This window comes from Aquitalea sp. FJL05 (assembly GCF_003852595.1).
Lineage (GTDB): Bacteria > Pseudomonadota > Gammaproteobacteria > Burkholderiales > Chromobacteriaceae > Aquitalea > Aquitalea aquatilis.
Genome location: NZ_QAJS01000006.1, coordinates 137,774 through 164,118, shown reverse-complemented (window position 1 = coordinate 164,118; position 26,345 = coordinate 137,774). Strand labels below are relative to the sequence as shown.

The 26,345-nt window shown below is 56.8% G+C and carries 18 protein-coding genes and 2 tRNA genes; 7 read left to right on the top strand and 13 right to left on the bottom strand.

Annotated elements, in window-relative coordinates:
- Nucleotides 1-12: 12 nt before the first annotated feature.
- From DBR44_RS05530 to DBR44_RS05490, 9 genes are all read right to left on the bottom strand, one after another.
- Nucleotides 13-1,248: a GIY-YIG nuclease family protein gene (locus DBR44_RS05530; protein WP_158613561.1), complete on the bottom strand. Its 1,236-nt coding sequence runs from the start codon at nt 1,246-1,248 to the stop codon at nt 13-15.
- Nucleotides 1,249-1,531: 283 nt separating this feature from the next.
- Entirely contained in the window at nt 1,532-1,888 is a 357-nt protein-coding gene (locus DBR44_RS05525; RefSeq protein WP_124642829.1) for a hypothetical protein, read from the bottom strand.
- Nucleotides 1,889-2,761: 873 nt separating this feature from the next.
- A complete protein-coding gene (locus tag DBR44_RS05520; protein ID WP_124642827.1) occupies nt 2,762-2,959 on the bottom strand; it encodes a PAAR domain-containing protein in 198 nt (65 codons plus the stop codon).
- Between the two features lie 3 nt (nt 2,960-2,962).
- Nucleotides 2,963-3,994, bottom strand: a complete 1,032-nt coding sequence (locus DBR44_RS05515) for a sel1 repeat family protein (protein WP_124642825.1) — start codon at nt 3,992-3,994, stop codon at nt 2,963-2,965.
- A 3-nt stretch (nt 3,995-3,997) separates the two neighbouring features.
- Nucleotides 3,998-5,929: a phospholipase D-like domain-containing protein gene (locus tag DBR44_RS05510; RefSeq protein WP_124642823.1), complete on the bottom strand. Its 1,932-nt coding sequence runs from the start codon at nt 5,927-5,929 to the stop codon at nt 3,998-4,000.
- Nucleotides 5,922-8,873 carry a type VI secretion system Vgr family protein gene (locus tag DBR44_RS05505; RefSeq protein WP_124642821.1) on the bottom strand — a complete coding sequence of 984 codons (2,952 nt, stop codon included), beginning with the start codon at nt 8,871-8,873 and terminating at the stop codon, nt 5,922-5,924. Before DBR44_RS05505 ends, DBR44_RS05510 begins: the two co-directional genes overlap by 8 nt.
- 324 nt (nt 8,874-9,197) lie before the next feature.
- On the bottom strand, nt 9,198-11,717 hold the full coding sequence (locus DBR44_RS05500; protein WP_124642819.1) for a hypothetical protein: 2,520 nt from the start codon (nt 11,715-11,717) through the stop codon (nt 9,198-9,200).
- A gap of 71 nt (nt 11,718-11,788) precedes the next feature.
- Entirely contained in the window at nt 11,789-14,389 is a 2,601-nt protein-coding gene (locus DBR44_RS05495) for a hypothetical protein (protein WP_124642817.1), read from the bottom strand.
- A 998-nt stretch (nt 14,390-15,387) separates the two neighbouring features.
- Nucleotides 15,388-15,477, bottom strand: a tRNA-Ser gene (locus tag DBR44_RS05490).
- Between the two features lie 241 nt (nt 15,478-15,718).
- Here DBR44_RS05490 and DBR44_RS05485 point away from each other — a divergent pair.
- Entirely contained in the window at nt 15,719-16,870 is a 1,152-nt protein-coding gene (locus DBR44_RS05485; protein WP_124642815.1) for a pyridoxal phosphate-dependent aminotransferase, read from the top strand.
- A gap of 176 nt (nt 16,871-17,046) precedes the next feature.
- On the opposite strand, the gene DBR44_RS05480 is transcribed toward DBR44_RS05485, so the two are convergent.
- Genes DBR44_RS05480 through apbC form a run of 4 tightly spaced genes read right to left on the bottom strand, consistent with a single transcriptional unit; the run spans nt 17,047 to nt 19,650 of the window.
- On the bottom strand, nt 17,047-17,325 hold the full coding sequence (locus DBR44_RS05480; protein ID WP_124642813.1) for a barstar family protein: 279 nt from the start codon (nt 17,323-17,325) through the stop codon (nt 17,047-17,049).
- Nucleotides 17,316-17,768 (bottom strand): ribonuclease domain-containing protein, encoded by a 453-nt coding sequence (locus DBR44_RS05475; RefSeq protein WP_124642811.1) that lies wholly within the window; start codon nt 17,766-17,768, stop codon nt 17,316-17,318. The genes DBR44_RS05480 and DBR44_RS05475 overlap by 10 nt, the downstream gene beginning before the upstream one ends.
- Nucleotides 17,769-17,771: 3 nt before the next feature.
- Nucleotides 17,772-18,551, bottom strand: a complete 780-nt coding sequence (murI, locus tag DBR44_RS05470) for a glutamate racemase (RefSeq protein WP_124642809.1) — start codon at nt 18,549-18,551, stop codon at nt 17,772-17,774.
- A gap of 7 nt (nt 18,552-18,558) precedes the next feature.
- On the bottom strand, nt 18,559-19,650 hold the full coding sequence (gene apbC, locus DBR44_RS05465; RefSeq protein ID WP_370449626.1) for an iron-sulfur cluster carrier protein ApbC: 1,092 nt from the start codon (nt 19,648-19,650) through the stop codon (nt 18,559-18,561).
- A gap of 369 nt (nt 19,651-20,019) precedes the next feature.
- Between apbC and DBR44_RS05460 the strand changes: the two genes are divergently transcribed.
- From DBR44_RS05460 to DBR44_RS05435, 6 genes are all read left to right on the top strand, one after another.
- The gene (locus DBR44_RS05460; protein WP_124642806.1) at nt 20,020-21,279 is read left to right on the top strand and encodes an MFS transporter; all 1,260 of its coding nucleotides are present in this window, start codon (nt 20,020-20,022) and stop codon (nt 21,277-21,279) included.
- Between the two features lie 144 nt (nt 21,280-21,423).
- Nucleotides 21,424-23,484 carry a methionine--tRNA ligase gene (gene metG, locus DBR44_RS05455; protein WP_124642804.1) on the top strand — a complete coding sequence of 687 codons (2,061 nt, stop codon included), beginning with the start codon at nt 21,424-21,426 and terminating at the stop codon, nt 23,482-23,484.
- A 232-nt stretch (nt 23,485-23,716) separates the two neighbouring features.
- Nucleotides 23,717-23,902, top strand: a complete 186-nt coding sequence (locus DBR44_RS05450; protein ID WP_059286504.1) for a hypothetical protein — start codon at nt 23,717-23,719, stop codon at nt 23,900-23,902.
- Nucleotides 23,903-24,060: 158 nt separating this feature from the next.
- Nucleotides 24,061-24,681, top strand: coding sequence for a VC0807 family protein (locus DBR44_RS05445; RefSeq protein ID WP_124642802.1), 621 nt, complete (start codon nt 24,061-24,063; stop codon nt 24,679-24,681).
- A gap of 397 nt (nt 24,682-25,078) precedes the next feature.
- Nucleotides 25,079-25,155, top strand: a tRNA-Met gene (locus DBR44_RS05440).
- A gap of 187 nt (nt 25,156-25,342) precedes the next feature.
- Complete coding sequence (locus tag DBR44_RS05435) at nt 25,343-26,338, top strand: 2-hydroxyacid dehydrogenase (RefSeq protein ID WP_124642800.1); 996 nt, start codon at nt 25,343-25,345, stop codon at nt 26,336-26,338.
- The last annotated feature ends 7 nt before the right edge of the window (nt 26,339-26,345 follow it).

Sequence of the window (26,345 nt, the reverse complement as noted above, 5' to 3'; positions counted from 1 at the left end):
TTTTGCGCGTCGTCAGCCTGGAGTCGCGTCGTCCGCTTGATTGGAGGGCGCAATATCGGCGGGCTGCGGTGTCTCGTATTGTGGTGCTGGCTCCACCGTGCTCTCGGATGGTTGCTGGTTCTTAACTTTTTTGTGTTTTTTCTTCTTCTTTTTCGGATGCCCATGCGCTTTTTTGGGCTTGGGATGGGGGACCGGATCCGGTGTTTGAGTTGCGGCTGGATTCTGTAGCGATGACACCCAACTGGACAAGAAACGATATCCAGGCACAGCCACCGCTACACAGCCTGCAAGGATCAAGCCTGCAATGACCTGCCGACGGGTGGGCTGCCAGCGCTTCGGGAGTTCATGGCAGATGGTCGTCGGTTGGAGCACCCGTGCTGGACGCTCAGGATGTTGGGGAGAGGCCATTATGGGTGCAGGTGCAGGTGCAGGTGCAGGTACAGGTACAGGACGAGATGTGGGCTCTTGCTTTTCAGCAAGAACGATATCTGGGTCGAGGGTGATTTTTGCAGGAGCGTTTTGGGATACTTCACGATCTTGCTCAGCCTGAATGGCTAATTTGGCTTCTTCCAACGTGCAGGAAAAAAATTCGCGCCAATGATTAACACGAAACTCCTTCAAAAACTCGTGAACCCGCTGTTCCGCATCAAATGCGTGCTCGAAACGAGCAGCAAAGGCAACGTTGAAATTCTGGGGAACTCCCCAGCACTCATATTCCCAGTAATACAAATCCTCTGCGCGCTCCTTGGGCTCTTTGCGTGTATAGCCAATCTTCAACAGAGGCGCATGGCCGTCATGGTAGACCTCATTGGTGAGCACATAAACATAACCAGGTGTATTTTTTCGCTTATTTTCGGACCATGCCTTTCTAGCGGCCTCCTCCTCTACAATATCAGGTTCTTTCAGTGCATCGGGGTTAAAGGCTGTGTCAGCGCTGCAAAGTACGGGAGGTCGTTCTGCTTTATAGGTAATATCCCCTTGGACGGATGACTCAACGGCAGCGATAGCTTCTTGAATCGTGCAGTTAAAAAAATCTCTTTCGTTGTTCAAGCGTTGAGCATGCAGGATTCTGTGAGCATGGCGCATCGTTGCCCGTGCCTTCCACACCATTGCGTGATACTTAACTTCGAATGGAAATGGCACGCCAGTGCTGTAGATCTGTCGCAAACTTGCTACCATTGAATGGGTTGTATACCCAATTTTTATAACTGGTATTCCATTTAGCTGATAGCCAGGATTGGCAAGCACATAGACGTATCCGGGGCTTTCAGGGATGGAAGCTTGGAATTTGCAGTCAAGTCCTATGAATTTTGAGCACCCAAAAAATAGGTTCCCATTACTACGGTTTCTACGAATTGTGATGCGGCCCTTGTTACAGCGAGGGCAGATCACACCTTCTCGAGGGAGAGGTTTACCGTTATGTTTTTGGCTTCGGCTAGGCATTGAAATACGGTGTCAAGGCTAAAAGGCCAACCACACCGCCTTTCATGCCAAATAATTAATTTTTGTGATTTATGTCTTGTCGGATGCTCTACATGGTTGCCAGCAGCATTCCGGCGGGTAAACGCAGCCAGACGCCATCGGCACAATTCACCCCTTCGCGCAGAGCATGCCATTGATCTTCCGTTACTATCATTGTGTCAGACTCTGTGTAGCACTGCCCCAGCAAAGTAATCATGGTAGCTTTCGCTTGTCCCAATTTGACCGGTGGGGATTTGAATGCTCGACAGGCTCCTTGCCACGCTGTTTCCAGGTAGCAGTCTAGCTCCCCTGCTTGATTGATGGTCATCGCTTGGTGGCGAGCAGTATCCAGCACCAGATGGGCGCGCAGCGCGTAATGGTCTACGGTACGACGCAGAGCGAGATTAGTGTTGAGAGGTTTGTTCATTGGCAGGTACAGCTTGAAGTGACAAAGGATAGAGGCTCTGTATCGGTGTGGTTGGTATTAATCATAATTAGACAGGCCGCTACGATTTTAAATCGAGTGTTGTCGAGTGTCTGCAATGGCGAATGAATAGGCCGACATCCGGTGAGCTAAAAGCCCCTTTGAGATCTTGTGTACTTGTACCGTGCGGCACTGCTTGGCCGGCAAATACGATTCAGCCGGGCACACTGGGGGCACCAGCTCCCAGTCAAGACCCGCATAGGGGGTGCTATCCAGAAGTGCCCGCGATGACACTCCCAGATCATCTTGGTATCCACATTGGCATAGCTGATGGACCAACACTTCCCACCGCGCTCTATTGCCACACGCTGCATCGTAGCCAGGCTGTGGTATCGCTCTGCCCGATAGCACTCAGGGCAGCCTTTGCAGGCCTTGATATTCTTGCTATTGCTCTGCCAGCGATGCCCTTTATCGCATTGCCAGGACATTGGGGTGGCCTGATCAACAAACACGTTAGAAAGGCACAGCCAGCCGCGCCTTCGTGCCCAATCCTTCAGGCGCTTCAGGGTAACAGCTTGCCGGCTACCACATGCTGGACAGAAGTTTCCAGCCAGTAATGTAGCGGGTGTTCTCCCCCACACATGCCCATGCTGGCAGGCAAATAGCAGATGCCCTTGAAAGCCCAGGTACGTGTCTGACAGGCATTCCCCACCCCATGCTTGAGCGATGGCCTGAACCTGAGCTAACAATTTTAGTCGCTCAGCCGACGTGGGATGGTAGCCCGTCGGGTAGGATTGCCAGCGCTGAATCGCATGTTGGACAGCCAATGGCAATGTGTCGAATTTCTTGGATTGTGCCAAGGCCATATTCAATCAGTCACTGCTTGCTGCAATTGGCAGCGCCATTCATCAACACTGCACCGCAGCTGGTTTTATGGCCCTCATACGCGACGGGAATGCCATCAATGGTGTCACTGGCATCACCCTCAACAATCACGCGATGAGAATGGCCCTGCATCGCCCCTCGTGTTTCTCGAAAGCGGCAAGCAACCATAGCAGCGCGCAGTATGGCCATGTTTTAGGAATGCTCGGCACCCAGTGGCCTTCCTGTCTTCGGGTCTAGTCCCTTGGCTTTGGCCAGTTTTTCCAACAAGGCCTCGCTAGGCTTGGGTGGCGCAATATTGGCTTCGTGATCTTTCAGCCATTGAATTTTGCCATCCCAGGGTGGCAGTTTGGCTGGCGGCAGTGGAACGATGTCATCCAGTTCGGGGACCGTGGGGTGGGCGTAGGAGTAGCGGCCCAGGATGTCGCCGATTTCCTTGTAGCGGCGACTACGTTCGGGGTCTTTTTCTAGGCCCATGTAATAAAGTGGATCCTCATTGGAAGGAGCGAGAAAACCATGCTCAAGAAATGAAGCTGCACTTTCATTTCCGGCTTTGACTCCAAGCTGAAATGCTTCCCACGCCTGAGAAAGTACTTTGACATCATCCTTAAGATCAATGCCTAAATCCGTAGCAGCATCACCATGTCCCTGTCTAGCTGCACACTTTCGCATCTGCCGGGCAACCTCTGGTGCATTTTCCATGGGGGCTAGCTTATTTGCTACTAAATACTGCCCCTCAGGACTACCCATGTCAGCAGACTTACGGTAATAACGCAAAGCTAGTTCCGCATCCTGTTTAACGCCATAACCGGCTTCAAGATAGCGTGCCATGTCGTAATAGCCACCGGGAATGCCGCGATCAATCAGTTCCTGAGTCAGATCCAGCGTTTCTTTTACCGGATCTGCGGTCCAGGCTTGTCCCTTACCTATCATCTGTCGTAATTCAAGATTGGCCTTGTAATGGCCATGGGCAGTGGCAATGCGGTAATAGCGTTCCAATTCGGGATAGATGCTGACATCTTCTTGCAGCTGGTTGTTTTTCTGTAGATAACGTGCATAGCGATACACCTGATCGGCCTCGGCATCCAGCTTGGGTAGATGATCTTGTTCATGTACGCAGGTAAAAGCCAGATTGGTTTTGACTTCCTCTAAAGTGGGCACGGTTCTTTCCTTGTTGCTACAGGCAGCCAGCAGCAGACACAGAGTTAACGATATTAAGCGCTTCATGGCCTAGTCCTTGTTGGTGCGCATGGCACTGGGACGGGAGAACTCGACCAGAGAGGCGATCGGTTTTTGTCCTACAGCTTCCGCTTGTTTATTTTGTTTCATAATGTCAGCCCAAGCTTTAAACGCCTCCAGCGGCTTATCCTGTGCTCCTCTCCCGGCGGTATGTAAACCCCACAACTGCCTGCGTAGCGGCAGGGTAATTTCCGGGCGATGGTGCGCAATATTCAGTTCGCTATCCACCTGCATGCTGCGGGTATTGATATTGGCACTGCCCAGAGTCATAAAGGTGTCGTTGACGATCATCAGCTTGGCGTGGACATAAACTGGTGTCCATTCCCGCCCCGGCGTTTTGGTGACCTTGGCGGCGGGATAAGTTTGGCCACTCGGGGTGACCTGCACACTGGCAGCAACTCGTGGAAGTGAGTCTGGGGCGACCAAGGTGCAGACATGTACTTTCAAACCTGGGCGTTCTTCTGGTAAGACGGGCGCATTGGGTTTGCGTGCGGCTTCTACTTGTCGGCGCAGCGATTCGTTTTGCGCCTTGAGTGCGGCTTGCTTTTGCTGTAATGCCTTGAGCTTGTCTTGATAGGCTGCAATCTTGGCAGCACCACCATAACGGCTGGGCGGCAGCAATTGGTTTTGTTCCAGCTGAGATAGCCGGGACTCTACTTCATTGCGGTTTAATCTTGTCTGGGCATCGTCAGCCCGCTCCAGGCGGGCTACTGCCGGAATGGTGTCAGCCCGCCCCAGGCTATTGAGCATTTCATAGGTTTTGACTGTGCCATCGCCCATGCCTTCGTCGCTGGAGTTGGTGACGACAAATAAATAAAGCGAGTCGTGCTTGCCTGGGTCTCGGCCACCCTGTGTCTGTTTTTTAGCCGCTTCTTGTATTTTTGCAGCCAATGGTGGCCAGCGGAAATACTGGTTTTCGATGTAGATCATGGTGCTGGCGTTGTTGACCGCCTGCAGGTAAAGATCCTGGATGTTTTTGACATTGTATTGGGCCTGGGTCCGCAACAATTGCCCCTGAATCGGTAGGTTCTGGCTGTCGGCATGTACGGGGTAGCGGCTAAAATCAGGTTTGGGTAGTGCCTCACCAGTTTCTTTTTTCCATGCTTGCCAGAAATTGGCAAACAGGTCGCCTACGATGGGGCCTGTGACGCGGCTGGAAATATCCTGGCGCGGACCATGGCCGTTTCGCCCGCGATTTGGACCGTAGCGCTTGTAACTGTGCTGATCAGTATCCCAATATTCGTCCAGCATGTTGTGACCCATGACAAAGCCAACAGCATGTTCCGGGTCTTCATAGTCCACAACCACCATCTTTTGATGGTGCGTGACGGCCCCGGCATGCGCAGCCTTGGTCTGCCAGCCCAGGTTGGAATCTTTGGCTTGGAAACGAGAGCGATACAGAATTTCCGTACGTTCATCCAAGGTAAATCCTCTGCCCACAAAGCGTAGGTTTGGATCTTGCGCGCTTTTTGCCTTGGCATACCACATCACATCAAATGAATGCTGCTGGTCTGTTTCTGTCGGGCTGCGGCTGAAGAATGCACTGTACCCAGGTGTATTATTCTCAGGCCCGAGCTGGGCCAGATTACCTGCCCCCATTGTCCAACCAAGGATTTTTACCTTTACCCCTTGTGTAGCTTTTTGCATGAGCAACTGGCCGATACAAGGCGAAGCACCATCACGGATAAAATACATGGATGGCTGGAATCCCCAGCAAATGATGCAAACCGATTTCTTTGCGGCTGCAATGGCTTGGTATACCGCACGGAATGCTCGTTCTCCATTAACCAGCACCTGAAAACTAGCATTGAGGACGTGATATTCGGAGCCATTGACGAACCATGGAGGGGTAATCGTTGCCTGCATGGTTTCGTTTTGTGCAACAGGTGCCGGAATCGGCTTTTGTGCTGCTGCCTTACCCATTTTTACTTCCCTTCTGGGCCATCGCCAAGAAATCCTCACGTACAGAATTCATTGGTGAGGTCCGGCCCGCTTCATCAGCATCACCTGCGATATGGCCATGAAAACCCTGATTGGCGGGTTTACCTTGGGCGGGATTGGTGTACTCGTTGGGTAGCGGGATGTCGTATTTGACACCATTTGCCATCTCAAGCTGGTATTTTTGTGTGGGTACCATATGGTCGATGTGCAGTCGTCCGCTTTCATCAAGCACATCCTTTTTCAGCACGGCACCATCGGCATACAAGGTAAACGGCATGCCGGCCCAACTGCTTTTCATCCCTTTCGCAGCCTGATCGATTTGTATCGTCAAGGGGGACTTTGGCAAATTTTGGGGAAAGGCAGGGTGTGCAATGTTCAGTTTGTCTGGGCCGCTTAAGTTATGACTAGCCCCCTTTACACTGACAATCCCCGGGCAATGCACTTCGATATTGCCGCCTTTCAGCCGGATATAGCCGCCGCCACTGGCCAGCAGAATCTCTTCTTTGGCTGCAATGGTGATGCGCTCCTTGCAGGAGGTAATCGTCACATCCTTATCAGCCGTCAGCTCCATCGCATCGCTCTGCGCCTGGATCTGCACTTTGCCCTTGGCTGCAATGAGTTTCATGGCGATTTTGTTTTGTACCCCGACCACGAACAAACTGATGTGCTGGCCGACGTTGTGAATCCAACGGCGGCTTGTAATGTGGTTAGCATCGCGCTGTGCAACAAGATTCAAATTGGTTCCGGCGTTCACTGTCTGGCTTTGTTCAGTGACACTGACGATGCCTGCAGGGCCTGACAAAACGAGTTGGGGCTGCTGACCTGCTTGGTCTTTTGCTGTCTTGCCCTCCTTGTCGGTATTGCTGCCGGCTTCCCAGGCCGCCAAGGCATCCAGTTGATGCTGCATGTGACCCTTGGTCTTTTTGCCTGCTTTGGCATTGTCTTCACCAATACTGTCCGGGCCGGTTTCCATGCTGTCGGCCAGTTGCGCAGCGGCGGTGTCGCCCAAGCTTTGGCTGAGGCTGAGCGCGGCGTCGAGCTGGCTTTGTGCGTGTTCGCGCGCCAGTTGTTTGCCCCCAGCGCCGCTTTGTGCTTCGGTGCTGAGCAGCAGGCCATGGCCGGCGCGGATGGCACCGTGCTGGTCGGTGCGCAGTTCGAAACCTTCGCCGCGTGGCTGGGCTTTGCCATTGCTGCGCGGGTGAGTCAGGAAGCCTTGGTTGAGCTGGGTTTTGCCCGGTTCGCTGGACAGTTTTGCCCGCACTTCGCCGGGGGTGTCGTCGAACAGCAGCTCGTTGTACTGGCCGCCCTGATGCTCTTTTGACTTGATGCCGGACAGCGTCTTGTTGGCCGGGAGCGCACCGGCACCGCTAAAGGCCGGGGTGGCGTGGCTGCCGTTGTACAGCACGCCGACGATCACCGGGCGGTCGATATCACCTTCGATAAAGTCCACCAGCACTTCCTGACCGATGCGCGGGATGAACTGGTGGCCCCAGCCGGCACCGGCGCTGGGCATGGCCACGCGCAGCCAGCAGGAGGAGGTGTCGTCGAGCTTGGCCCCGATGCTGGGGTGTTCGTCTGGCCGCTGCCAGTGGAATTGCACCTTGATGCGGCCCAGTTCGTCGGTATGGACTTCCTCGCCAGCGGGGCCGACCACAGTGGCGGTCTGCACGCCTTTGGAGGTGGGCTTGGCCTGGGCGCTATGGGCATAGGCCGGGGTAAGCGGAATGCCGCGGCGCTGGGCGGTGATGTTGGTCTGGAAGGGGCTGCTGTTCTGCGAATCGGCAGTGCTGTCCTTGCCCAGCAAGCCACGCAGGCTGCTGGCCAGATCGCCGGGCAGATTATTGTTGGCGCGGAAGGTTTGGCCGGTGACCACGAATTCACGCTGTTCGCTGCTGTCGCCCTCGTGCGCCGGGTGTTCGTCCAGCCGGAACCATTGGCCAGCGAGCAGGCTGCGTACCGAACCACTGCCGCTAAATTGTTTGGCCTGCACATCGTGCGCCTGCTGGCGCAGCTGGGCATACTGGCTGAGCTGCTCGGCATCGCTGGCGTAGTACAGCGACTGCGGGTCGTAATCCTGCAAGGTGGATTGCAAGGCATCACCGCTACGGCCTTGCTGAATGCGGGTCTGGTCGCCGGTATGCTGGGTGCTCACCGGCTGGTAATCGAAACTGGCCAGTGCCACATTGCCCGATACCACCTGGCGGGCGGTGCTCCAATCGGTGAGGCCGTCTTCTTCTTCTGTTGCATCGCTGCGGTGAAAGCGCACCCGCTCGCTGGCCGCCGGCGGCAGGCTGAAGGCGTCGTCGAACACCACCAGCTTGACCTGCGGGTGCTCGCCATCAATGTGCTCGAAACGCCAGGCATAACCCTCTTCGTGCAGCAGCCGCACGATGAAGTCGAAATCGCTCTCGCGATATTGCAGACAGTAACTGCGCGGGCTGGCCGTGGCGGTGTGGAATTCCAGCGTCTGCACCTGGGCAAACACCGGATTATTGGCCTGATGTTCAGCCAGGATTTGTTTGACGATGTCGGGGACGGACAGGTCCTGAAACACCCGCGAGGTGCGACGCAGGCGCAGCAGGGCAAACGGTGGCTCGATGGTGAGGCCATACTTGGCAAAACCGCCATCAGAGCCTAATAGCTCGGCGCGCGACACCACGCCACAACGCACCACCTCGCTGCCAGCGGCATCCAGCACGCCGAGACGGGCGGCGACGCCCAACAACGACTTGAGTTCGATATTGCCGTCGGGTGACAGACAGGTGAGCTGATAGCGATAGGCTTCCGACACGCCCTCGCTGCCATCCAGCGTGTGCGGCAACAGCTGCTCGGCGGCGATCTGCCCGCCATCCAGCTGCAAGGTAAGCAGACGCTGGTGCTGGGAAAAGGCGGCGGCGAAGCTGGCGAGCAGAGCGGAAAAGTCCATGGCGTCTCATCACGTCTGCTGACGTGAATCTTCACATTCTGTTGAAAGTTCAACAGTTTATGCGCCTAACATGCGCCGAACAAGGTGGAATGGCATGAATGCGTAGTTCTACGGATGGCCGTCGATACAGGAAAAGGGATGGAAGGGGTCGCGTCAGGCATTCTCTACGGGCAGTTCATCGGCCAAACCGGTCGGTGATCTAGTCCAAGAAAATAGCCGATTCTGGTAACAAACCGGTCATTGGAGGTTGCAGCAATCAGATTACTGACTTACCTGTTAACTGGGGAGTAGCTAGAAAATTCGTTGCAACTTATCCCACCATAGTCAAAGTGCAGGATCATGGAAGCGATACTGCCGCCCCCGCTCATTGATGGTGCCGACAAAGCGCAAAGCGTCAGCGTCTGAACAGCCTTGCTGCCTGAGGACGGCATACAGCTGGTAGAACTCGCCTTTGAGGTTACCGGCGAAAATGCCAGGATCGTCTGAGCCGAGGGATACCATGATAGGCGTGTCTCCTGCCTGCACATGGCCGGGAACGCCCATCCAGCGCAGGGCGTGGTGCTCCTCAAAGCGCTGGTACTGGCTGATGCGTACATTGCTGCTTGGCAGGGTTTCGATGATGACCCGCCGCTCGGCCACATGCCTCATCAAGGCTTGCTGCAGTCGCAGATACAGGTTTGGCGTGAATAGTGCGTCTTGCGTGTCGATGCTGATGAGTGATTCGCTGCGCTGCCAGAGCTCACGGTCACTCTGCCACTTCCAGAGTAGCGACAGGGCCTCTTTGTCTTGCTCATTTGCTTCACTGACCAAGCGTGCTTCTTCTCGCAAGCTGTCTACCAGCGAGGCAGAAGTCCAGTCCCAGTGCTGGTCGCGCTGCAGCGAGGCCACGAACCCCATATGCAGCCCACGCAGGGCCATGGCTCGCTCGAATAGCCTAGCCGAGATGGAATCCTTGAAAATCAGTGGTAACAAGCGTTCAAGTTCGCACTCGACCTGATAGGCCTGAGCGGTGGTATCTGGCAACTTGCGCAACAACTGCCAGGCGGCCAGAAGATCCAGCAGCCGCTCACTGCGCTTCAGGTACAGTGTGCCGGGCATGCGCTCCAGCCAGAGTTCGGGCTTGATGCCTAGGGCGGTACCGTGGCCAATACGTGCCCCATCGCGAAGCTCCAACAGTTCAAGCGCGTCCAGCATGTGGCGCAGACCGGTCAGCAGGTGTGGAAAATCCTCACCGACGTGAAAGCTGCGATGTCCAAGTCCGGCGCGTTCAGCTTGGCGGAAAATGCTGGCAAACACTTCCGGCGGTGCATGCAGCTCGTTGGCTGCCCCATCAACGCCGCGGATCCAGCGGAGCAGCCTTGGATAGTTTTTCAGCGTCAAGCGCATCTGGGCCATCTGGGCCTCCAGCTTGCGACGTAGCGGGTAATGGCGGTAGGAACCAGCTTTCTTGGCGTCCCAGTTCCAGTCCTCTTTAATGAAATGCGCCACCAAGGCTAGTTGTTGGCGTCGTGGCCATCGCGCATCGGCACTTTCGCACACGCTATCCAAGGCTTCGAGAACACTTGTAAGGGAGGTTTTTTTAGCCCCTACTTTGGTGGGCAGGTCTTCCTGCAGGTATTCCAGATAGTCCCGCAGGATAGCAAGCAGTAACTGGGAATTTTTGTCGGCAGTAGGCTTGGGCGCGAATCGTCCTTCCAGATAAGCGCTCTGGCTGCGCTGTGGGTGAGACCCGTGCATATCATTGAGCCGCTGGCAATAGCGTTCTTCGGCAGGGTTTCGCAGCTCGGTGTGGGTGTACTTCTGGAACTGGTCAAAGCCATACAGTTCTTCGCCTTGCACCATCAGGGCGCGGTACTGGTGCTGCAGCAGTAGGTACAGGTGCAGCATGCGATCTACCTGAGAGGGTAGTTTGTGCTGGCACAGCAACAGTGTCATCCATTCCAACTCGGCAGCCAGGGTTTCCGCGCCGAGGGGGTTGTGAAGCGGATTGAATGCTCGGGGCAGCGAGGGAGCGGGAGCCCGTTTCTGCCGGCCACGCAGGTCGTCTGCGCTCCATGGTACCGGAGAGGCTTCCGACGAAGGATTTTGTGCAAAGTGCACCAACCAGCCGCGCAGCTGGCGCGCCAGCATCAGGTCGTGCCGAAACTGAGTCGGAGTGAAGTTTGCGTCGTGCAGGCGTGCCAGTTCAAGCACCTTGTCGCCGGCAGCGCTGCGCTGGGCTGTTTGCCACAGGTCGCTGAATTGCTTGGTGGCCTTATCAGGCCGGGCCATGGCACTTAGCCAGCACTGTTCCGCAAAGCTGCTGCCGTTCAGGTGCAAATGGCTTTCATGCAAGCCTTCCCGGCTGATGTAATCTTCCACCGCACCATCGCGCGGTGTGATGCAAGGCAAGGGCGGCTGCTGGGCGCGCCCAGGTAGTCGCTGTGTGAGCAGGTCAGCAGCGAGGTGACCGCCCCGCCGCATGTGCATGGCCTGCATGGCCGCGATAATGGGCAGGCCGCTTACACGGCTCAATACGCTTTGTTGCCATTCGCCGAACTGAGCCAGTCGCACATGCACGTGGCCGTGTTGAACTTCTAGATATCGTTCGGCTAGCAGACGTAGCGCGGTAGCGGCTAGCTTTCCATCTTTGAGTTCTTGCGCTTGCGCCGCCTTGAAGCTCAGGTCGAACACATGGTCCGGCAAGCGCGCCTGCCAGGGCTGGTTGCCAAGGTAAAGGTGCTGGCGTAGATCGCGCTCGTCCAGTGAGGTGGACCAGTCGTGGCTTAGCAGATGCTGCCTGAGCAACGGGCTGCTTAACGTGCGGCAGCACAGCAGGGATAGCTGGGAGGCTGCAGTATGCATCGCTTAGCACGCCCCCGCGATCAATGAAATGCAGGCAAGCACCTTGTGGCTGGATGGATTGGGCCTAGTCATCATCCCTGCTTTAGTAACGTCGTCTTCGCCATTTCCACCCAGACCTCGGCGCTGCACAAGGCTGACCCAGGAATTACTAGAGAAATATTGGCTGTTTTCAAACTGGCATTGAGGAGCTTGATGAAGTCCTGTGTGGCTTTGTCGCTCTTGATCAAGCCTAACACGAGGGGACACGCGGCGATCATGAAGGTCAGCGGTGCCATAGACGGGGTTACGTCTTCTGCCTTTTTTTGTGCTTCCTCTGCGGAGGGGGGGGCGTCTTCAGAATGTTGGAATTTTGCCATTACCAGAGCGCCCGCCGTCCTTGGGTTCTTCCTGTTCAATTCGCCCCGGGCAGATGGTTCAGACTGGTAGTGATAATCGACTTCTTCAACGAGGCATGCGTTGATTAGCGCCCATGCAAACAATTCCATGGCCTTGGTGCTACGCTCTTCCTCATGTGAACTCGAACGCATGGCTGCCGAAATATTGTCCAGACTGAAGTGCAGGCGATTCCAGATCTTCCCCATCAGCATGGCGGAAGGGTAGAAATGCCGTTTTATCTCTTGGCAGGCTGTCAGCCAAGCTTTGATCTGACCTACCAGATTTGTGAATCCCTGCGGAAGGTCTTGGTCGTCATCGTTGGTCTCTCCATCGTCTATATCTGCAACCATGGAAGTCTCAGTGTCCCACTTGGGCATAGAGACAGTCGGAATGCTTAATATCTTGTTCAATTGCCTGCGAATCTCATCTTCACCTTTTTCGCTATCGTGTATCCCCAAAAGGTTGGCAATCAGGCCTAAAGTATTAAAAATTGAAAGATAACGTCGGGTGTTGTCAGGGTATTTCACAGCCGACTGGGTGAAAGCGATGGCAGGGTAGGTGTCTTTAGAACACTCTTTAAGTGCCTGGTTAAGACAGTAGTCGAAAGAGACAGCGTCGTTCTTTTTTGAGACCCGCACACCGATGATGCCTTGCCGTAACGGCAGGCTTTTATTGGTATTCGCGCCAATCAGCGCTGCCGTAGCATGCCAGGCCCAATTGAGTGCGTTGTCCTGACGACCGACCGATAGATACTGTTTGACCTTGCGCTGCAGTTCGCCTTCACTGGCCTTGTTGCCCTTGACTGTTACCAGATGCAGGATCTTGCTACTGCCGGCCATGCTCACCATGTAAGTGATGGCCTTGGCCGGATCGTTCTCGCACAACCTGGCCACATCCGCCGCCAGCGATGGATAGGCATGGCGTAGCGTGGCATCGCGCGACTGTGGCCGCAGGTAGATGGCGGTATCCGGTTCGCCATCCGATTGGCACAAGTCAAAGGCGGCATCGATGAGGGCATGCAGGTCGCCTTCCGCAATGCTTTCAACATCGATGTTCTGCCGATAAAGGCTGCTCAGCGCTGTCGCGCGCAAGGCTTCGGCAGCGGCTTCACGCGCTGTGGTCTTAATGTCGCTGCGCAACTGGTAGTAATAAGCCAATAGTTGCAGCACGGAACGAACAGGCTGCTTCAATACATGCTCGCGGAACAAGTCCAGGTCGTGTCCATCCCGAAGGCGCAATCCCTCTGTGGCGATGGCATCAATAGCTTCCAGCAGGGGGGCTGCGTCTCCATCTCCTGATTTTTTGACGATGAAAGCCGGAGTGCTGGAGCCTTCTGGCTTGTCGCCTTTTCGCTTTCTTTCAATCAGGGTGTGCAAGGTTCTCAGTTGCACCCGCCGCTGGACGGGGAAAAGTTTGAGCAGGTACTGCTCTTCCAGATGCGCCACCATACGGGTTTGCTGTGTCTTGCGGTCATCGGTAAAACCTTTGCTGTCATTGGCAAAGTCTTGCTGGAAGTGGTTTTGTACCAGTAGCGAGTACATTTCCATGTCGCCGGTGACGAGCAGCAGCAATTGGGGGGTATCCAGATACTTGCGTATGCATTCAAGCACCTCAATGGCATTGGTAAATTTGGTGTCCGCGTCATCGATGGCCACCAGCAATGCACGGGTGTTATAAGCCTTGCAGACCAGATCGATGGTCTGGTGCAGCAGTCGGCGCAGCTGTTGGCTGTCGGCTGCGCGATCCAGGCCGTAATCCAGGAACAGTTCGGCATCCAGGTCTTTGAGGTTGTCCGTTTTGGAAACGAATAGCTGCAGCCCCCCCGCCATCTGCTTGAAGAGATCCCTGAATTTTTCTTGCTGGCTGCTCCAATCTGGCCCACGGTGGGAACACTCCTCCATCAAGTATTTCAGATGCTTTAGGATATGTAGCAGCACGATTTCGCTGGCTTCAATGCGGCTTGGATCCAGATACAACAAGGGCTTCACGGACGCGGCATCGCTCGCCGGCTTTGCCTCCAGATACTTGTACGTGAAATCCAGAAAGGTGGATTTGCCTGCGCCCCGTGTGCCGTCAATGAAGTAGGTCAGGCCGCTGCCGGGTGGGTAAAGGTCGTTTGTGTATGCATCCGGGGTTTGTCCTGCTGCTTGACGAACTTTGGCATTTGCGTGCCCTAGATCCTCGCGGATCTGCTGTTGTAGCTTTTCAAAGGCTTCGCGCTGAATCAGCTTTGCTCGGTCGATAGGATGGTTGTAGTTGCTTGAGCTCAGGTCGATCTCGATAATGCTGTTATCCATGACGTCTGCGATTGGGTGTTTAAGTATTTTTTCATCATACCTTAGCGAGCTTGCCCTGGTAATCGCGAATTCAGCAGCTTAGTTTTATGCCATTGGCATTAATCTGTGCTCTAATGTGACTAGCTACAGCTCATCACCCACTTGACCTTGGCCTGCTCGTCGACAACGCAGTACTCAATTACGTTTGTGGCTGATCACCAAGTCGGAGCAACTCCGTATGCTCATCTAACGTCACATTTCCACTTTCACCTATGTTGGAACGCAAAGAGTCAGGCTGCCGCCCGGCAATCAAGGAAAGGGTTTATTGCGCGCTACACGAGAGTGCTGGTCAATTTTGGGATACGTTGGCAAGAAATACGGAGGCAGGCGTGCGCAGGGTCACTTGGCTTTAGCCATGGGGCAGATGCGTGATGGCCTCGGAACGGAAAGCCGCAGTTCAAACCCTCGCCTTGGTGAATAGCAGCAACCTAGCACATTGCCGCCTGTGCGAAACTATTGACTGTATGACTGTACAGCTCCCAAGGCGAGGCGCTGCCTGTTACCGCTGGCATGATGACCGCTATTAGCTAATAGCGGACTTTTTCCGCCAAGTTGGTGAGTGTCTGCTTTGGCCGACAACCCGCCTCCTTGTGGAACAACAAGCAGATCAGTCAGTAGAGCGGCCCGCCGTTTGTCGGCGGCACCGCGTTGATGGATGTGCTGGTGCTAATTGATTCAAGCACGTTCATGCTGGTGAAGGTGCTTTATGTGCGTTTCGTCAATGAGATCGCTGAGGCAGAGTACTCATGCGCACTGCTATCAGATGATGCCTGTGTGCTAAAACACTGGTTTGGTTACCAGTAGCCGGGATTAGCAGTTGAAGCTATGTCTCATCATCTAGCCAAAATGGTGCAATGTTGTGCCGAGAAAGCAAATGGTTAATGGCATACCTGATGGCATACTGACTGAAGTAAAAAACAAAAAAGCCCTTGATTTCTCAAGGGCTTAGCTGTTTGGTCTGGCGGAGAGGGAGGGATTCGAACCCTCGGTACGCTCGCACGTACGCCTGATTTCGAGTCAGGTACATTCGACCACTCTGCCACCTCTCCGACTCAGAGCGACGAATTCTATGGTTAGTCGGGCCGGCTGTCAATAGCTTGATCGCTTGGCTGCGCATTGTTTTTGACAGTGATGCCACCGGGTCCGGCTTGAGCTGCGGATTGGCTGGCGAGTATCACTGTGCCGGCTGGTGAAGGGCTGTGCTGGAGGGGGCGTGGCGGGCTTGTTACACTGGGCACAACCGCCATCGCGTGCCGGGTGCTGCCGCTGGCGACATAACAGGGGATTGTGGTGCGACTATCAACAAGACTGAATGACATTGCGCCGTTTCAGGTGATGGCCATTCTGGAGCGGGCCCGGGCCTTGCAGGCGGCGGGCAGGGATGTGATTCATCTGGAAGTGGGCGAGCCGGACTTTGCCACGCCGGCAGCCATTGTCGAGGCTGGCCGGCAAGCATTGAGCGAGGGCCATACTTTTTATACTGCCGCGCAGGGCTTGCCCGCCTTGCGTGAGGCGATTGCGGCATTTTATCTGCAGCGTTATGGCGTGGAGGTGGATGCGCGCCGCATCATCGTGACGCCGGGTGCGTCAGGTGCGCTGCAGATTGCCTTGTCCTTGCTGGTGGACCAGGGCGACCAGGTGCTGATGGCGGATCCGACTTATCCGTGCAACAGGCATTTTGTCAGCCTGCTGGGTGGTGAGCCGGTCTGTCTTGCCGTGGGACCGGAATCCCGTTACCAGTTGCTGGCCGGGGATGTGGATGAGGCCTGGGCCGAGCGCACGGTGGCGGCGATGGTGGCCAGCCCGGCCAATCCGACTGGCACCTTGTTGACGGCGGCAGAACTGGCCGCCCTGAGCGCCAGCTGCAAGCGCCATGGTGGCAGCCTGATCGTGGACGAGATTTATCATGGTCTGACCTATGGCTGTGATGCAGCCACGGCGTTGGCGGTGGACCCGGATGTGTTCGTGATCAACAGTTTTTCCAAGTATTTCCAGATGACCGGCTGGCGGCTGGGCTGGCTGGTGGTGCCGGATGCTTATGTCGAACCGGCGCTGCGGCTGGCGCAGAACCTGTTTCTGTGTCCGCCGACGATGGCGCAGCATGCGGCACTGGCGGCTTTTCAGCCGCAGGTGATTGCGGAGCTGGAGCAGCGTCGTGCCGAATTTGGCCGGCGGTGCGATTTCCTGTTGCAGGCATTGCCGTCGCTGGGCTGGAAGCTGCCAGTGCAGCCGGAGGGGGCTTTCTATCTGTATGCGGATGTGAGTGACGTTACCGATGACAGCTTCGCCTACTGCGCACGGCTACTGGAGGAGGTGAATGTCGCCATTACGCCAGGGGCGGATTTTGGCTGTTATCGTGCCGCACAGCATGTGCGGGTAGCTTATACCACCAGTATTGAGCGACTGACTGAGGCGGTGGCGCGTATTGCTAGCTTGGCTTAGACCGCCGGCAAAGCTTCTTCTGAGGGCACCTTGATTGCCGTACTGGGTGTTCTGTCGGCATCCGTGCGCCTTGGCCCAGATACTGTGCGAGGGTTTGTTCGCCGCTCTTGGCGCTGCGTGTGTCAGACGTGAAAAAGGCTGCCTTTGTGGCAGCCTTTTGCATGGTGCAGGTGATGTCAGTGATGAATATCCAGGGTGACATCGCCGCGTTCTTCCGCTACCGATTGCAGGATTTCCAGCAGGGTGGCGTAGAGGTCGGCACCCAGTTGCTGGCGGGACTGTTCGGTATCGCGCCAGATGATTTCGAAGGGGCCGCTGACATCTGCACTCAGGCTGTCGTACAGCGCATCCAGATTGCGGCCGAAATGCGCAGGCAGATGCAGCTGGCGGGTCAGCTCGTCATAGAACTGTTCCAGCGAAGTGATGTGATGAAGTTCGCAAATGCTTACTGACATGCTGGCACCTCGATAAAGCGCTGGTAATGGTCGAGAGAGACAAAACGCTGGCCGGCGCGCGAAAACACCAGTCGATAGGCACCGCGCTTGCCTCCTTTATAGTTCAGATCGGCTTCCTGCCACTGCCCCTTGGGCAGCTGCTTTTCATAATTGCCAAAGCGGTCGCCGCCTATCGACTTGCCTTGCAGTCCGGGAACGGCCCACAGGCTGCGGCCGGGTTGCCAGCCAGCCTGTTGCGCCTGGCGCTTGGTGAGGAATTGATCCGGCAGCCTGCCGCTTTGTCCCAGTGTTTGCAGCACGGTGGTCAGTTCCCGTGCGTCCAGCCGGTTGCCGGCTTGCTGATTGACACTGCTGGCAACGCTGGCGCATTGCGGCAAGGCCCAGGCGGCAGGGGCGAGCAGGGCGCTGAGCAGCAGGCTCGGGATGGCACGGCGTAGCAACATGATTTACTCCAGGTTCAGGGATTCGACAGCGTAGCCATGGCCGATCAGCAGCGGCAGCATGGTTGCCATCGCGTGCGGGTCTTCCGCTGTGGTGATGAAACGGTAGCAATGATCACCGACGCTGTCACTGCCGTGCAGTTGCAACAGCGAATCGACACGGCGGGCGATGGCCTCGGCCGGGTCGTACAGGGCGATGCTGTCGCCGGTGAGTTCGCGAATCAGCGGTGACAGGAAGGGGTAATGGGTACAGCCCAGCGCGATGTGGTCGATGTTTTCCTGCAAGAGCGGGCGGACAACCTCAGCCACGCGGCGGCGGGTGAGGGTGCTGTCCAGTTGGCCTGCTTCCACCTGTTCCACCCAGCCCAGCCCCGGCCGGCGCAGGACTTCTACCTCGCCGGCATGTTTGTCCAGCAGTGCCTGTACCCGCTCGCTGGCCAGCGTAGCCGCGGTGGCCAGTACGGCAATGCGGCCGGTGCGGCTGGCTGCCGCTGCCGGCTTGATCGCCGGCTCGACCCCGACGATGGGAATGGGCAGCTGCTGGCGCAGTGCCGCCACGGCTGCCGTGGTGGCGGTGTTGCAGGCCACCACCAGCAGGCTGGCCCCCTGCTGGTGCAGGTAGTGGCCGATTTTCAGGCTGCGCTCGATGATTTCGGTCTTGCTGCGGCCGCCATAGGGGCAGTAGGCCTGATCAGCCAGATAGGTAATCGGCCAGGCAGGCAGCGCTGTTTGCACGGCGCGCCAGATGGATAGCCCGCCCAGGCCGGAGTCGAACATCGCAATCATGCTGTGCTTAGTTGTTCTGGATGACGATCTTGGGAAACTTGCCGGAGAAGTCCTGCGCCTTTTCACCCACCTTGACTGCCAGCTTGCGCGCAATGTCCTTGTACAGGGTGGCGATGGCTCCATCGGGGTCGGCCGCAACCGTCGGCTTGCCTTCATCCACCGCCAGGCGAATGCCCATGTCCAGCGGCAGCGAGCCCAGCACTTCCACACCAAAGTCGGCAGCCATGCGCGCGGCACCGCCCTCACCAAAGATGTGTTCGGCGTGGCCGCAGTTGCTGCAGATGTGAATGGCCATGTTTTCCACCATGCCCAGGATCGGCACGCCTACTTTCTGGAACATGGTGACGCCCTTGCGCGCATCCAGCAGGGCGATGTCCTGCGGGGTGGTGACGATCAGCGCGCCGGTAACCGGCACTTTTTGCGACAGCGTCAGCTGGATGTCGCCGGTACCCGGCGGCATGTCGATGACCAAGTAATCCAGATTGTCCCAGCGGGTGTCGTTGAGCAATTGCTGCAGCGCTTGGCTCACCATCGGGCCGCGCCACACCATGGCCTGGTCGGCATCCACCAGATAACCGATGGACATGGTCTGGATGCCGTAATTGACGATGGGCTGCAGGCTTTTGCCATCCGGCGTTTCCGGGCGCTGGCCTTGCAGGCCCAGCATCAGCGGCTGCGAGGGGCCGTAGATGTCGGCATCCAGAATCCCCACGCGTGCGCCTTCGGCTTGCAGCGCCAGGGCCAGATTCACGGCGGTGGTGGATTTGCCCACGCCACCCTTGCCGGAGGCCACGGCGATGACATTCTTGACCCCGGGCAGTAGCGGCACGCCGCGCTGTGCGGCATGGCTGGTGATCTGGCTGCGCACCGTGACCTGCAGCGTACGGCCTGCTGCAATGGTTTGCAGGGCGGTTTCGAACTGGCTGCGTACCAGCGCAAACTGGCTGGCCGCCGGGTAGGCAAGTACCACGTCCAGTGCCAGTTGCTCGGCACTGATCCTGATGTTCTTTACCGCCTTGGCGGCAACATAGGGTTTGCCGGTATTGGCATCGAGCAGGCCGGCAACGGCCTCCAGTACTTGGGCATCGGTCAGGGTCATGGTGTCGGCTGCGCTATCTGCGTCCGGTTTGGCACCGAACAGCTTGGTCAGTTTGGAGAGCATGGGGGCAATAGGGATGGGTGGAATACCCGACAATTTTACTATGTTTTAGCACGGGTGCGTTGCTCCCGTTGCGCCAGCTGGCATGTTACTCCCGCCTTGCCCGAGTGGCTATGGCCATCGCTTGGTGGCCGGTCGCTGGCTGTTATTGATTGCTTCATCTCGAAAGATTTTGCCGTAAGCGCTTGATAAGCGTAGAATTAGCCCCTTTTTTTTCACGCCACGGTACGTATTTCGCGTGTCGTCCGGCACCGGCTCGGCCCTGTCAGGCCATGGCTTTGCTCTTTGTCATCAAGAAAGGTTGTTGCATTGCAGTCCAAACATGTTTCTCTCAGTCCGGCCAATCTGCTGTTTCCCCTCGCGCTGGTCTTGTTCGAATTTGCCGTTTATATCGCCAATGACATGGTGCAGCCCGCCATGCTGCAGGTTACCCGTGAATTCATGGTGAATACCTCGTGGGTTCCCACCTCGATGACCGCTTTTCTGATCGGCGGAGCCGTGCTGCCCTGGCTGACCGGCCCGCTGTCGGACCGTATCGGCCGTCGCCCGGTGCTGCTGTTTGGCGTGGCGTATTTCGTCCTGGCCTGCCTGGCCAGTTATCTGGTGCATTCCATCGAAAGCTTTATTGCCCTGCGTGTGTTGCAGGGCATGGGGCTGTGCTTTATCAATGCCGTGGGCTATGCCGCCGTGCAAGAGGCTTTTGAAGAAACCGCAGCGGTCAAGGTAACGGCGCTGATGGCCAATGTGGCGCTGATTGCGCCGCTGGTTGGCCCGCTGGCTGGTGCCGCGCTGGTGGAAATCGCCCCGTGGCGCAGCTGCTTCCTGGTGATTGCCGCCATGTCCTTTATCGCGCTGCTGGGCCTGATCTGGAAGATGCCGGAAACCGTCAAGCCCAGTCATGACAAGCTGCCGCTGTCGCAAATGGGCCGCGATTACCTGCGCCTGTTCAGCCAACGCCGCTTTGTGCTGTCTGCCCTGTGCATTCCCTTGCTGGCTTTGCCCTTGATGGGCTGGATTGCCTTGTCGCCAGTGCTGCTGGTGCAGGACCTGGGCATGAGCACCCTGCAATACGGCATGATGCAGCTGCCGGTGTTTGGTGGCCTGATCGCCGGTAATTTCGCGCTGGTGTTGCTGGCCGACCGCTGGCCGCTGGGTCGTTCGGTGTTTGTTGGCATGGGGCCCATCGTCAGTGGCCTGCTATTGATGCTGGCTGGCGTGCTGTTTGCCGCAGAGCCGGTATGGCTGATGGTGGCCGGCATGAGTTTGATGAGCTTTGGCGAAGGCCTCAGTTTTGGTGTGCTGTACCGCTTTGCCCTGATGTCTTCCCCGGTGGCCAAGGGCACGGTATCGGCTTCCATGAGCATGCTGTCGATGGCCGGCTACGCCTTGGGCATCGAAATCTTCCGTCTGGCCTACATGCTGGGCGGCATGGCCGGCTTTGCCGCGTGCTCGGTGCTCACGGCGCTGCTGTTTGTCCAGCTGGCACGCAGTACCGTGCCGCAGGCCATGGCCGAGCGCGCTGCACCGGCAGATTATCTGCCGCCGGAACTGCAAACCCAGAACAGCTGATTTTCCGCGACGTTTCCCCCAATCAGCCCGGTTGGCCCGCCTTTGCCGCGGTCCGCCGGGTTTTTGCCGATCTGCGCCGTGACCGGCAGCGGCATCCGGCTCTATAATCGTCCGCTTGAGATCGCTTACCTTCAGGAACACCCAATGAGCAAACGCAAGATTCTGGTGACCAGCGCACTGCCTTACGCCAACGCGGGGCTGCATCTGGGCCATATGCTGGAACAGATCCAGACCGACGTCTGGGTACGCTTCCAGAAAATGCGCGGCCACGAGTGCTATTACGTGTGCGCCGACGACACCCACGGTGCGCCCATCATGCTGGCCGCCGAAAAGCAGGGCATCACCCCCACTCAGCTGGTGGATGCCGTGCGCGAACTGCATCTGGCCGATTCGCAGGGTTTCCTGATCGGTCACGACAACTACTACAGTACCAACAGCCCGGAAAACAAGGCCTTTGCCGAGCAGGTGTACAAAGCCCTGCGCGCCGATGACAAGATTTCCAGCCGCACCATCGAGCAGCTGTTCGATCCGGAAAAGCAGATGTTCCTGCCGGACCGCTTCGTCAAGGGCGAATGCCCCAAGTGCGCGGCCAAAGACCAGTACGGTGACAACTGTGAAGTGTGCGGTGCCACTTATAACCCGACCGAACTGAAGAACCCCTACTCGGCCGTGTCCGGTGCCAAGCCGGTGCTGAAAACCTCCGAGCACTATTTCTTCCGTCTGGGCGAGTGTGCCGACTTCCTCAAAGGCTGGACCAGCGGCAGCACCACCCGTGCCGATGGCGTGAGCCAGCCGCATCTGCAGCCGGAATCGCTCAACAAGATGAACGAGTGGATCGAAGGCGGCCTGCAGGATTGGGACATCAGCCGTGATGCACCGTATTTCGGCTTTGAGATTCCAGATGCACCGGGCAAGTACTTCTATGTCTGGCTGGACGCGCCGATTGGCTACATGGCCAGCTTCAAGAACCTGTGCGACAGCAAGGGCATCGACTTTGATGCCTGGTTCAAGCCGGGCTCGGATGCCGAGATGTACCACTTCATCGGCAAGGACATCCTGTATTTCCACGCCCTGTTCTGGCCGGCCATGCTGCAGTACTCCGGCCTGCGTGTGCCCACCGGCGTGTTTGCCCACGGCTTCCTCACCGTGGACGGGCAGAAGATGTCCAAGTCGCGCGGCACCTTCATCCAGGCCAAGAGCTACCTGGAGTGCGGCCTGAATCCGGAATGGATGCGCTATTACATGGCCGCCAAGTTGAACGGCCGCATCGAAGACATCGACCTCAACCTCAATGACTTCGTTGCCCGCGTCAATTCTGATCTGGTAGGCAAGTACATCAACATCGCCAGCCGCTCTGCCGGTTTCATCAGCAAGCGCTTTGCCGGCAAGCTGGCCGACAGCGTGGCCGACACTGCCATCCTGCACAAGCTGCAGGCCGCCGCCGCCGAGCTGGCCGCTGCGTTTGAAGCACGCGAATACGCCAAGGCCCTGCGCGACGTGATGGCGCTGGCCGATGAAGTCAACGCCTATGTCGATGCCAACAAGCCGTGGGAACTGGCCAAGCAGGAAGGGCAGGATGCGCGTTTGCAGGAAGTCTGCACCGTGCTGCTCAATGCCTTCCGCCTGCTCACCATTTACCTGAAGCCGGTACTGCCCAAGCTGGCCAAAGACGTGGAATCCTTCCTTGGCGTGGCGCCGCTGACCTGGGCCGATGCCGACAGCCTGCTCTTGGGCAAGACCATCAACACCTATCAGCACCTGATGCAGCGCATCGACCCGGTGCTGATCGACAAACTGATCGAAGCGAACAAACAGAATATGCAAGCTACTGCCAACACCCCGGCGGCTGCCGCCCACGAACCGCTGGCCGACACCATCAAGATCGACGACTTTGCCAAAATAGACCTGCGTATCGGCAAGGTACTGGCCTGCAATTTCGTGGAAGGTTCGGACAAGTTGCTACAGTTCACCGTGGATCTGGGTTTTGAACAGCGCAATATCTTCTCCGGCATCCGCTCTGCCTATCAGGAGCCGGAAAAACTGGTAGGGCGCAATGTGGTGGTGGTGGCCAATCTGGCCGAGCGCAAGATGCGCTTTGGCGTGTCGCAAGGCATGATCGTCTGCGCCTCTGGTGCTGACGACAATAGCGGTCTGTTCCTGCTGGATGTGGACCAGGGCGCTGCACCTGGCATGCGTATCGGTTAAGCCCTACACCAATACCCAGCTCAAAGCCCTGCCGATCCCGTATCGGCAGGGCTTTGTTTTTTGTAGCATTTTTGCCGGAAAATCGTCACGAATGTGTCATTTGCCACTGTTACAGTGCTTCATCAGTGCGATACGGAACTTTATTGTTGGCTAATTTGTCAATAACGTGTTAAACCTTTAGATCAAACTAAAAATTTTGTCGCAATGATAAAAAAAATAAGGAAATACCTAAATGAAAATCTCTCAATTGCAACCGGGTTATACCGTTCTTGAGCATAAAGACAGTGGCGATATCGTCCACTACACCGTCGTCAGCATTCGCCAGGTTGGCAAGATGTTCGAAGTCACTTTCCAATCCGTGCTGGGTCTTGCCAGCGCCTTTTATCCGGCCAACGGTTTTATCCACGCCGCCGCATAATTGCAGTACCTGCTGACCGCACAAGCCGGTCAGTACACAGACAACAAAACCCCGCCGCCGGCGGGGTTTTGCTTTGTGGGCCTCCTGTCATGCTGCAGTTGGCTGGTAGCAGGCATGGTTTCTGCCCTATCATCGATTTTTTCCCCTTCCACTTGCTCATGTCCCGTTTTTTCAAACTGCTGCCTGAATTGGTCTGCAATTTCCTGCTGCCGTGGCTGTGCTACCGCTGGGCGCTGCCGCAGTGGGGAGAAACCACCGCGCTGATGGCTTCCTCGCTCCCTCCCATTGTCTGGAGTGTGGTCGAGTTGCTGCGTTTTCGCCGGGTAGACACCCTTAGTTTGCTGGTTGTTGGCGGTATCGTATTGTCACTGCTGGTCATGTTGCTGGGGGGAAGTCCGCGCGTATTGCTGATGCGGGAATCCTTGCTGTCGGGCTTGTTTGGCGTGGTTTTCCTGCTGTCGCTGCTGATGGGGAGGCCGCTGGTTTACCATCTGGCACTTGCCATGCTTGCGCGCGAGTCAGCAGATGGGAAAGCGCGTTTTATCCGGCGCTGGCAAGAGCCGGCCTTTCGTCAGGCAATCCGCCGCATGACCGGTTTGTGGGGCTGGGGGCTGACACTGGAAGCCGTGATTCGTGCCGCCATGATCTCGCAGCTGTCGGTAGAGCGCTTTCTGTTGCTTTCGCCCTTTGTCAGCTATGCCATCATGGCCTTGCTGATTGGGCTGACCTGGCTTGGGCGGCAGCGTTTGCGCAGCCTGGGTAGCGCATTGCCATTCTGAGGACAAAAAAAGGGGCCGCCAACAGGCGGCCCAAAATTTCCGTGATGAACACTTAGGAGAATACGCGCTGCACTTCGCCTGAGCTGGCGCAGTACGATTCAAACTGCACTGGCTACCTGTCTGCAACACGTTCGCCTCTCGGGGAAGTCGACGGGGTGTGCCGCAAGCGGCCAGCCACTCATGGGGCAGAAGTGACTGGCGGTAACACAGGTCCTACTTTAGGCCAGCGGTATTGAGGAGATGTGTCAGGCAAGCGGCTAAATGTTAATAAGTTTTACAAATGATTCCGGCAGCATATTAAATTTATTTTAAGAAAGTATTGACGCTGCCCATGATGGCAGGTACTATGCACTCCTCTTCTGAAGAAACAGCGCAGAAGACAGCGACAGAACACTGACGCGGGATGGAGCAGTCTGGTAGCTCGTCGGGCTCATAACCCGAAGGTCGTAGGTTCGAATCCTGCTCCCGCAACCAATTCCCTGCAGCTTGCTGCACGGTAGTAAAAACCCCGATCAAGCGATGCTTGACGGGGTTTTTGCATTGTCGCGCTGTCTATAGTGATGCCAATATCGCGGGCAGCTGCGCTGCTGCATTCATGCCTCGGGGCTGTGTTGTGCCCGCGTTATACTGAAAGTCCTCCCACTTTCAGGCGACAACCACCATGCGCATCGCTGTTTTCGATACCAAAAACTACGACCGGCAAAGCCTGGATCTCGCCAATCAGCAGTTTGGCCATCAGTTGAGCTATTTCGAACCCCGACTCAATCAGGACACGCTGGAGCTGGTGCATGACGTCGATGCGGTCTGCCCCTTTGTCAATGACCGGCTGGATGCCGAGGTCATTGCCCGCCTGGCGCAGCGAGGCGTGCGTTTGATTACCTTACGCTGTGCTGGCTTCAATGGAGTGGATCTGGCGGCGTGTCAGCAGCACGGCATCGTGGTTACGCGGGTGCCGGCCTATTCGCCGCACGCGGTGGCTGAGCATGCCTTTGCCTTGCTATTGGCCGTGGTGCGTCGCATCCACAAATCCTATGTGCGGGTGCGCGAAATGGATTTTTCACTGGATGGTCTGGTGGGTTTCGACCTGTATCGCAAGACTATCGGTGTGGTGGGCACCGGGCGCATCGGTCAGGCAACCATTGCCATTGCCAAGGGCTTTGGCATGCGGGTGCTGGCTTTTGATGTCTATCCCCAGGCCGGGCTGGACCAGCAGCTTGGTTTTGAATATGTGTCGATGGCGCGTTTGCTGCAGGAGTGCGATGTGGTCAGCCTGCATTTGCCGCTGACGCCGCAAACCCAGCACATGATCAATGCCGATGCGCTGGCCGGCATGAAAAGCGGTGCGGTGTTGATCAATACCAGCCGTGGTGCGCTGGTGGAAACCACGGCCTTGATTGCTGCCTTGAAGGATGGCCGGCTGGCCGGGGTTGGGCTGGATGTGTATGAGATGGAGGAGGGGGTGTTTTTTGAAAACCACTCTGAAGTCGGCCTGCAGGATGACCAGCTGGCGCGCTTGCTGACCTTCCCCAATGTGCTGGTCACTGCGCACCAGGGCTTTCTCACTCGCGAGGCGCTGGACAATATCGCGGAAACCACGCTGGCCAACGCCACGGCATTCGAGCAGGGGCTGGCGCTGGCCAACAAGGTGGGAAGCTGAGGGTCTG